Below are 9,126 nucleotides of genomic sequence, written 5' to 3'. Positions count from 1 at the left end.
TAGATCGCTCGGAAGCACTAATGATATTTGGATTCTTTTCAAGTTCTTTAATCTGAAATTCAGTATATATATTCTTACTCATAGAAACCCTCCGTTCATACTCATTACATCTATTGAAACATAAAAAAACCCGGATAAGGGACACTTTTTTATGTGTGTCCGTTATCCGGGGTATAGTTCAACACGAGAGGGGCTTTTTTGTTATTAATATTCACTTACAGAATAACCTTTGTATGTTAACTTGTTGTTTTCAAAAGCCATATCAACAAATATGTGAGAAGTGTCATTGAAAAGGCTCCAGATATAATCTTTTTCGGTAATACCGCCAGATGTATATGTTGAATCTAATTTCATATATTCACCTGTGATAGATACCATTTGATTATAAGTCATTCCTTTTTTTACATTCGTATATTCATTGAAAGTTATACCATTTTTAATGGGAGTAAAGAAATATCCTTTGGCTGTTTTTGTATACTTGACCCACTTTGTTCCTACTTTATCATAATCTACAAATGTTACTGTAGCATATGAAAAGTTTTTATTTGTTGCATATGGAGTTAACGTTACAGCTTTAGTTGTTTTTGCATTAATTGTATTACCTTTATAATCTTGAACCTTATAGGTAGTACCTACTAAGGCGCTCTTATAGAAAGTTGAACCGATCGGCTTTGTTACTGTTGCAGCTTCCCCTTTATTTGCTCCAACTCCTGCCAGTAATCCTAGAGCTAATACTCCTACAGTTAATGCCTTTGCTAGTTTTTTCATCTTAATTTCTCCCCCAACCTGTTAGTTCTTATGAATTTATATGTACATTTGTAGAATACCAAATCTTTTTCAATGGGTCTATGACTTTTCGTAGAGAACGGGTATTTACAATATCCATCTTAGGCAATGCGGCTTTTGACTTCAGTAAACTTCAACACAAACCAATGCGTCATATTCATGAGTTCTTAGAAAAAGACGTAAACGAACAAAAAGAAAGAGCGTGTTTTGAAAAAAGTTTGCTCAAAACACGCTCTTAATATATTTAATTGAATTTATTCTTTTATAAAAAAGTTTGCTCATTTCTTTGACCCTTATTAAACTAAAGGCCCTTAACATCTTAGGAGTAGACAAATTCATAAACCGAATAAATAGAATCTCTTTAATTACTTTCACAATTGTATTTCTTTATTTGTTTAAATCAAGCTTCATTAGCAAAAATACGAAATCTACTGTGTGAGGGGCGTTCGATATGGTAGATTGTTATTCCATCAAATCATTTATAAGGATAGTAGGCTCAAACTCTAAGCAGATAGAAAAGGGCGTCAAGTTCCTTTAAAACCTTGTCTTTGAAACCGATGGTATTATAAAAAAAGACCCAAAAGTGTCTGAGATCACCACAACTTTTAAATATAGATTTCATCTATTATTCTAAGGTTGTGGTTCGATAAAATTTTACCTTTTTTTATTTTTAAATTTACACCGTTTAATATCTTCTTGGTTGAGTAACTTTTTTCTAAATCTGTGATGCTTAACAATGTTGTCATCCCCCCATCACTTCATGATTAACACATTTCTATCTACTACTTATTCAATATTAAATTTCTTTTTAGAAATCCATATGTTTGTTACTAAGATTGTTAGTGCTGTCAATACAATTGTTGATAATACACTCCAGATTACATCTGTATTGACTGTTCCTAAAATAAGTACTTCCATAGCATGTTTACTCATACTCGCCGGATTCACATTGTCTATAACAGGACTTAAACCCACCACGATTCTACAGCCCAGCAGAAATACTATTGAAATTAATGCAATAATACCCTGACTATTAAAAATAGTACTGATCATTGTCGTGAATGAAACTATAAATAGAATCCACATCAGATAGAACAACAAAGCTAATATTAAGTCCACAAAATCAACACTCGTAAACAATAAAATAACATACAGATATGAAACCAAGTATCCTAGCACTACACTGCATGCAACAAACAGATAATTGGAAATGACTTTTCCACTTATATAAGATCCAACCGTTACAGGTCTTGAAAGAATAAAGGCTAACATACCATTTGCTTTGTCAGACTGTACGACCCCCATCATGGAAACGATAATAATCATGACTCCTAACTGATCAAATTGAGACCCTAATGTACTAGCTAGTACTTCGCCGCCTTTTTGAGCAGCCATGCCTGGATCAATGGTGATCCCTTGGCCTCCACCTAGTGCTTTTAATATTGAAGGTAAATAATAACTTACAACCGGTTGAGTTAATCCTAAAAATATAAATACAAGAGGCAGCCAAATAACTTTGAATTCACGTACCATCTGCACAAATTCCTTTTTCGCTAAAACGGTAAAATTATTCATTTTTCCACCACCAATTTTAAGAATATCTCCTCCAATGTATCGTTATCTATTTCAAACCGTACAAGATCAACATTGTGTTCCAGAGCACTAGCCAGTAACAAATTCTTGTTTGATTCTATATTTTCCACTTCTATTTTCAATTTATTTCCCATTACCTCTACACCTTTTACAAAGTTCAGGCTTTTAACGATTTCAATCCATTCTTGACTTTTAACGGTTAAATCAACATTAATTTTATTTTCACTATTCCTATTTAATAATTCTGTCATTGTAGTATCTTCAATTTTTTCACCATTCTTTATAATGACGAATCTCTCACATATTTCTTCTGCATCACTTAATATATGTGTTGATAATAAAATTGTCGTCTCTTTCTTTATTTCTTCTATTATATTTAGAACTTCTCTTCGACCAATTGGATCTAATGCCGAAACTGGTTCATCCATTACAATCAAAGATGGTTTATGTAACAATGCTTGTGCAATTCCAAGTCTCTGTTTCATTCCACCTGAAAAGGTTCTTACCCTTGAATTCTCTTCCCCACTTAACCCTACTTTCGACATGATTTCTGGAATACTCCGTGTTAATTCTTCCTTCTTTATTCCTGATAGCTCCCCCATAAAAGTAAGGGTTTCTTTAGCAGTCATCCATTGAAAAAAGTTTGGGTATTGTGGTAAGTACCCTATTTCCCTTTTCATTTTTGAAATTTTCTTACCTCCAAGTAAGACTTCTCCCATACTTGGATCTATAATATTTGCAATAACTTTTATTAGTGTCGATTTACCTGCCCCATTAGGCCCTATCAATCCAACACATTCCCCTGATTTTAGTTCCATTGAAAAATTATTAACTGCTGTTTTTTCTTTGAATTTTTTAGTAACATTTTTGATTTCTAATTTCATATTCTGTCACTGTCCTTTCTACCAATAACAAAGTACAGTATTGGACCAAGAATATTTACAAAAATAATAATGAGAGTCCACAATAAAATATATTTCCTCGTTTTTCGATGTCTGTATAAATCAATTAAAGCTATAAGGACTAAAATCATTTCAATAGCAATTACCGGTAAAATAATCGGCAGAAAAGACATGAAATCAATATTTTTAAATTCGTCCCATCCGTAATGCAATTGCATACCAACCACTCCTATAATTTAAAATAACTTGAAATAAAGTGTTATCATTATCAATAATGGTAACATGATAATTGGAATATTACACCTATTTTTTTCTTTTAAAAATATTGTTTTAGTATTATTTATAATGATAATATTATCATTATAAATAATACTATTATATAGTGGGATTTATGTAAGCTACAACCTAGGGTTTTTTATCCTATTGTAGAACACATTTCATCTTTTAAAAAAATTACATATAAATTTTAAAAAATGCATTACTTTCTTCAAAATATATTAAGTTAAAAATTCCTAAATTGATTAAATGTATTCTTTTACTATTATTTTACTTAAATGAAAACGATTTAACCATTACACTATATGACAAAATTAAGTTATTATTCGGGATCTATATGATAAGAAAAGAACACTGATTATGGAATTGATTAGCATTACGTAGTAACAAATTTCTAATGTAAGGAGAATAAAATGGTTAATAAAGCTGAAATTCTAATGCACCCTGTAAGAATTAAGATCTCCCAAGCTTTAATGAGAAACAGAGAAAATGGATTAACACCACTGGAAATGTTAAAAATCATAAAAGATGTACCTCAAGCAACATTGTATCGACATATACAAGTTTTGCTAGATTCTGGAGTTATTCGCATTGTGAAAGAGAAAAAAGTGAGATCGGTTTCCGAAAAATACTACGTTTTAAATGAAGAAGAAGCACGACTTAGTGGAGAAGAATGGAAAAAATCTTCTAATGAGAACAAATTGAACTATTATTCTTATTATCAATTATCACTTATGACTCAATATCAAAATTACCTTACTAAATTAGAAGAAAGAGATTGCTCAGAAGATGGTTCAACCTTTTCACTTTTAGAACTAAAGCTTGATGATGAAAGTTTTATTAACTTTCAAAATGAATTAAACGATCTAATGTTAAAATACTACAAAGCCACGAAACAAAATGCTAAACAGGATTCTCCAATTCGAACCATTGGCGTTACCATTATTCCAGAATCATAATCAAATGAAAAAGGTTGCCCCAAAACCAAAGTATGAACCATGTCCTTACCATATAGAAAAACCCCTGCAAATAATAAAACGAGTGTAAAACAGCTTACGTTTTACACTCGTTTTTATTGGTCTACACCCCCGCCTCTCTTCTTATCAAAGACGCTTTAAGTGAGGTATTCGAGTTTATAGAACAATAAAATATGCACGTATAAAACGAGGAGGAAATCCAAAGTTTATATTTTTGCTAAGGTTTCTTTTATACTGCTGTATACTTCGTTCCAAAGCTGTTTATCTTCAGAAAAAGCTTCTGTCATTTTTTTAAATACTTCTTTTTGCTCTGCCTCAAAGCTTTCGTCATCCCTAGCTGGCAGAACTGATCGAAACTCCATTACGTACTCTTGTACCTTTGGTGCACGAGGCCCCCAAACCGCTTTTTCTTCACCATTCTTATCAATAAATATAAAAATAGGAATTGAACGCGCCGTTCCATTTGTTAAGTATTGGTCTATAAGCTCAAGGTTTTGATCACGTAAAACCATGTGAGTTTCAATATTTGAGGCCTCTGCAATGTTTAAAAAAATAGGTATATTCATCATCGCATCTCCGCACCAGTCTTCAGTAATGATAATAACTCGAAGGTCTTTTGCTTTTAAATCATAAAAAAAATCTTGGTCTACCTTCGAAATAGAAAACCGATCATAAATCGATTGTAAGCTTTCTTTATGAACTTTCATCGAAGCAACAAAGTCTTTAGCAGGAATCCCCTTTTCAAACCATTCATTCAAATCCGTCATCATATTACTCCTACCTTTTTAAATTAAAAGTACCATAAACAACTTATTATTTCATTGTTTCCACTCTAATAATCAACAAGATTTTCCGAGTTGTGGATCACTAACAGCAACCTGATTGTTTAACATATCTTGTTTTTTTGTCTTACCAAAAATCGTATTTTATTATAGGAAAAATATGTTGTAAAAGCTCAAGACATAAACTATTGATTTTTAATCCTGGAAAGGATGATACATTGACTAAAAAATTATTAATAACTTTTCAACATTGTGTTTCTAAAAGTTATACACTAATTTTGCTACGAGGCTTGAGGGATGAGAATTACTCCATATCCTCTTTGCATTGTCCACAAGTTATACACTACATTTTGCTACACTCTTTATTTTCGCTACGACTAGTTTATCTATTCGTTACACATTTAACTTCATTTATGTAAAAATACCCAAATTCCCAACTTATATGTTCCAATGATTTGGGTGGGGAATTCAGGATCATCGTGTTTTACGTTTTATATTTTTTCTCCTTATAAAAAAGAAAAGAAAGGTCATCCTAAAGGAGTATTCAAAAAAGGAAATAAGGAGAGAAAAATTAATGCCTCAACAACAAATCGATGTCAATCAATTAAATCAAGCAAAAGCAAATGTCACTCTTACACAAACTTTACTTAGTCAAGCAATTGAAAAATCTTCGTCGGACCCAACTTTGGCACAAGAAGCAATTAAACAAGCTGCTTCGGAAATCGCCCAAGCCCAATCATATGTAAGTCAAGTTTACAGTGTAATGCAAACTCAAAAAACGGAGTAAATAAGAACAGAATGTCACAAAAGCTAGATGATAAGAGGCCTATACCCATAAGTGGATTAGGCCTTTTTAGTTACTCACATAGATTAGGCAAACCTTATAAAAAAGGAGCGCCCCTGTTTTTCTTAAAACCTGGGATGCTTTGAAGGAATTTAAACGTATTAAATGGATCATATGCTGTTTTCACTTCTCGAAGCCGTCTAAAATTTTCTCCATAATACGCTGTTGGCCAATCTTTGATTTGCCGATCAGGCCAATTCACATAGTCACCATTCGTATAAGGTGATAAGGCACTCCTTAATTCTTTGATCCAGCGTATGTTTTCCCGTTCTTCTTCAGGATTGTTCCATGTAGCTAGGTACTCCTGGGCTATAATGGCGTTCCTGTAATAGAAAGCCGTTTCCCTTGGTTCGACCTTGCCTGCTGCTCCTCCAAGAGATTGTTGCCAAATGCCTGAATTTTCATTTGGTGCTTTTTCTAAAAATTGTTTCATCGTCAAGATCGCTTTCTTCGGAAAAGGTTTATTAATAAAAGATCCTGATCTCTTTCGATGGGCTGATTGATTTCCACTCGGATCGTCAAAGAACCGTACAGCTTCAATATATGGGACTTCCTTTATCAATACACTAGTTGGTGAACCAGTTCTCGTTAACGGCTGAAGAAGTTGCTTTAACTTAGATGACGTACCTACAAATTCACCTTGAGCGATAATTTGGTTTACTTCCTTTGACTTAAATTCTATTTCTGATGTTAGTCGTTCATCCGTGTGAGGTGCCCAATTTTGCCATGCATTAAATACTTCTTCGAAATCTTCCCATCCCCATGTAATGGAGAAGACTGAAACCCTAGAAATGGGGTGCACCTTGAATGTAAAGGATGTGACAATACCAAAGTTCCCGCCTCCCCCACCGCAGCAAGCCCAAAATAAATCACTATTATGATTCTTGTTTGCTTTAATGAGTTCAGCACCTTTACTCCCACTCGCTCTTACCATTTCTAGTTCAATCAGATTGTCACAAGTAAGTCCAAACAACCGCGTTAACATGCCAATTCCCCCGCCAAGCGTAAGGCCGACAAGGCCTACACTGCTTTCGGTACCTGCAGGGATAGTCGTGCCGTATTCCCATAATTTATTATATACCTTCCCTAAATTAGCTCCGGCTTCTATTTTCGCAATCATTTTTTCACGATTGACCTTGATTCTATCCATTTCGCTGACATCAATAATAAGACCGCCATTTACTAATGAAAAATTTTCATAGCTATGTCGGCCGCTCCTCACCCGAAAAGGTATATGATTCTCCCTCGCCCACTTCAATGCATTTTGTACATCCTTTGTATTCTGACAAAATACAATTATCTTTGGGAATTTTGGGAAGCTTAAATTATTATTTATTCTTGCCTGCTCATATTCAGAATCATCAGGTGTAACGATCCGTCCGGTAAGCTTTGTCTTTTCCAAAATATAACCCCCTTTCTCAGATAATGTAGAGAGGATGTTATATACTATGAAAATCTTTAGGAGTAGACACATTCTTTAGCGAAAAGGTTTCAATTAATCTAATACATACTTTTAACTCAACATTCGTACCTTAAAAAGTAGGATATATAGTTTTTCTATATAATAGAGCACACTTAACTCGTGAATTTTCATGTTTTACTCGTGAATTCCACCAATTTACTCGTAACAATTTCAATAAACTTAACAGGTGATGACTGTATGCACTCTACTCGCCCCCCTTCTTTGTTGATTCACGCAGCTAAAGTGAGTACGCTAGAAATAAACGGGAACAAAAGGGAGATGGGCTGATGTTGAAAGAAAAGATCATAGCTTGTTTTAGTGGTGGCAAAGATTCCACGTATATGCTTCATAAGCTGTTAAAAGAAAACAAATATGAAGTCGTATCATTAATTACAACCGTTACGACTGATGATGAAACATCCGGACACATGGTTGATTTTAAATTGATCCAAGCTCAAGCAGCATCCATTGGAATTCCATTATACAAAATTCAATATCCTTTATATGATGGAAAAGGTTTTGAAAATGGCCTAATTGGCGCCATGAATTTTTTTGGCAATCAAGGTATCTCCAAAATTGCATTTGGAGATCTTTTTCTGGAAGATTGTATCGAATACAAAAAGAACTTAGTTGAGTCTAATGGTTATGAACTAATCCTTCCTTTAGCCGGAATCAACCCGAAACAGCTAGTCCAGGAGTTTCTTGATTTAGGGTATAAAGCGAAAATAGTCAGCATTCGTTTAGATAAGCTCGATCCTTCTTTTTTAGGAAGAGATCTGGACCATAAATTTATTAAAGATTTACCAGAGGATGTAGATCCATGTGGTGAGTTTGGTGAATATCACTCATTCGTATATAACGGAGATATTTTCTCTCATCCGATACAACTAGACTTAGATGATGAAATGTTTGTACTTCCTGCAAATCCATTATTCAGCGAGGTTGGCTATAAACGTGTGGTAAAAGTTTAATTTCCTCATTAATATTGTCAGGGATCTTTGGGGACATAAACCCAAGAGGATGCCTGACACCTTTTTTATGATCTCAATTCAGCTTTTATTTGCGGATTCATTCTTAACGGAATGAATCTCCATTTTCCATTATAATTACGATGAAGGTTTTGCATTCCAGTTTATAGTTCACTTTTAACTGATTATGGATTGGTTTTATATCGCAAAATACGCTATTGTTATTAACAATAAAATTTTCTATGCTCATCAATAGGACTACTGTTTCAATCGCCTGCACTTTTAATAAACTAAAAAAACATGGTCATAAGGTTGGCATTTCCTTTGATAAATGTTGTCCATATAAAATGCCCAGTGCTCCTAATCCAATAATTGATACTGTTTTTATCTCCATAATTCCTTTCACCTTTTCAGCTAAAATTTATCACGCTATTCAGATAATAACCGCGATTAAAGTGCCAGTTCCTATGGCATGGATTGTATAGAAAAAAACAACTAGAAAGCCTATAATATTGTGAAATACCAAGAATGACGGC

Annotated in this window: 9 protein-coding genes; 3 read left to right on the top strand and 6 right to left on the bottom strand. The window is 33.5% G+C overall.

What is annotated here, in order from left to right; genetic code table 11:
• Positions 1 to 204: 204 nt before the first annotated feature.
• The 4 genes from ACQKMR_RS08720 to ACQKMR_RS08705 all read right to left on the bottom strand — a co-directional run bounded on the left by ACQKMR_RS08720 (position 205) and on the right by ACQKMR_RS08705 (position 3,499).
• Positions 205 to 768, bottom strand: a complete 564-nt coding sequence (locus ACQKMR_RS08720; protein ID WP_427696944.1) for a hypothetical protein — start codon at positions 766 to 768, stop codon at positions 205 to 207.
• A gap of 804 nt (positions 769 to 1,572) precedes the next feature.
• A complete protein-coding gene (locus ACQKMR_RS08715; RefSeq protein WP_427696943.1) occupies positions 1,573 to 2,361 on the bottom strand; it encodes an ABC transporter permease in 789 nt (262 codons plus the stop codon).
• On the bottom strand, positions 2,358 to 3,263 hold the full coding sequence (locus ACQKMR_RS08710) for an ATP-binding cassette domain-containing protein (protein ID WP_427696942.1): 906 nt from the start codon (positions 3,261 to 3,263) through the stop codon (positions 2,358 to 2,360). Before ACQKMR_RS08710 ends, ACQKMR_RS08715 begins: the two co-directional genes overlap by 4 nt.
• Positions 3,260 to 3,499: a PLD nuclease N-terminal domain-containing protein gene (locus tag ACQKMR_RS08705; protein ID WP_427696941.1), complete on the bottom strand. Its 240-nt coding sequence runs from the start codon at positions 3,497 to 3,499 to the stop codon at positions 3,260 to 3,262. The genes ACQKMR_RS08710 and ACQKMR_RS08705 overlap by 4 nt, the downstream gene beginning before the upstream one ends.
• Before the next feature lie 471 nt (positions 3,500 to 3,970).
• Between ACQKMR_RS08705 and ACQKMR_RS08700 the strand changes: the two genes are divergently transcribed.
• Positions 3,971 to 4,516 (top strand): helix-turn-helix domain-containing protein, encoded by a 546-nt coding sequence (locus ACQKMR_RS08700; RefSeq protein WP_427696940.1) that lies wholly within the window; start codon positions 3,971 to 3,973, stop codon positions 4,514 to 4,516.
• A 224-nt stretch (positions 4,517 to 4,740) separates the two neighbouring features.
• On the opposite strand, the gene ACQKMR_RS08695 is transcribed toward ACQKMR_RS08700, so the two are convergent.
• Positions 4,741 to 5,301 (bottom strand): thioredoxin family protein, encoded by a 561-nt coding sequence (locus tag ACQKMR_RS08695; RefSeq protein ID WP_427696939.1) that lies wholly within the window; start codon positions 5,299 to 5,301, stop codon positions 4,741 to 4,743.
• Between the two features lie 589 nt (positions 5,302 to 5,890).
• On the opposite strand from ACQKMR_RS08695, the gene ACQKMR_RS08690 reads away from it, so the two are divergent.
• The gene (locus tag ACQKMR_RS08690; RefSeq protein ID WP_053344397.1) at positions 5,891 to 6,103 is read left to right on the top strand and encodes a hypothetical protein; all 213 of its coding nucleotides are present in this window, start codon (positions 5,891 to 5,893) and stop codon (positions 6,101 to 6,103) included.
• A 94-nt stretch (positions 6,104 to 6,197) separates the two neighbouring features.
• Here ACQKMR_RS08690 and ACQKMR_RS08685 read toward each other — a convergent pair whose 3' ends face one another.
• Positions 6,198 to 7,562 carry an FAD-binding oxidoreductase gene (locus ACQKMR_RS08685; protein ID WP_427696938.1) on the bottom strand — a complete coding sequence of 455 codons (1,365 nt, stop codon included), beginning with the start codon at positions 7,560 to 7,562 and terminating at the stop codon, positions 6,198 to 6,200.
• A gap of 347 nt (positions 7,563 to 7,909) precedes the next feature.
• Between ACQKMR_RS08685 and ACQKMR_RS08680 the strand changes: the two genes are divergently transcribed.
• A complete protein-coding gene (locus ACQKMR_RS08680; protein WP_427696937.1) occupies positions 7,910 to 8,593 on the top strand; it encodes a hypothetical protein in 684 nt (227 codons plus the stop codon).
• Positions 8,594 to 9,126: the final 533 nt, after the last annotated feature.

The sequence above is a fragment of the Peribacillus sp. NPDC096540 genome (assembly GCF_050278525.1).
Lineage (GTDB): Bacteria > Bacillota > Bacilli > Bacillales > DSM-1321 > Peribacillus.
Note: the sequence above shows the minus strand (reverse complement) of the source record. Positions and strands in the feature narration are given on the sequence as shown.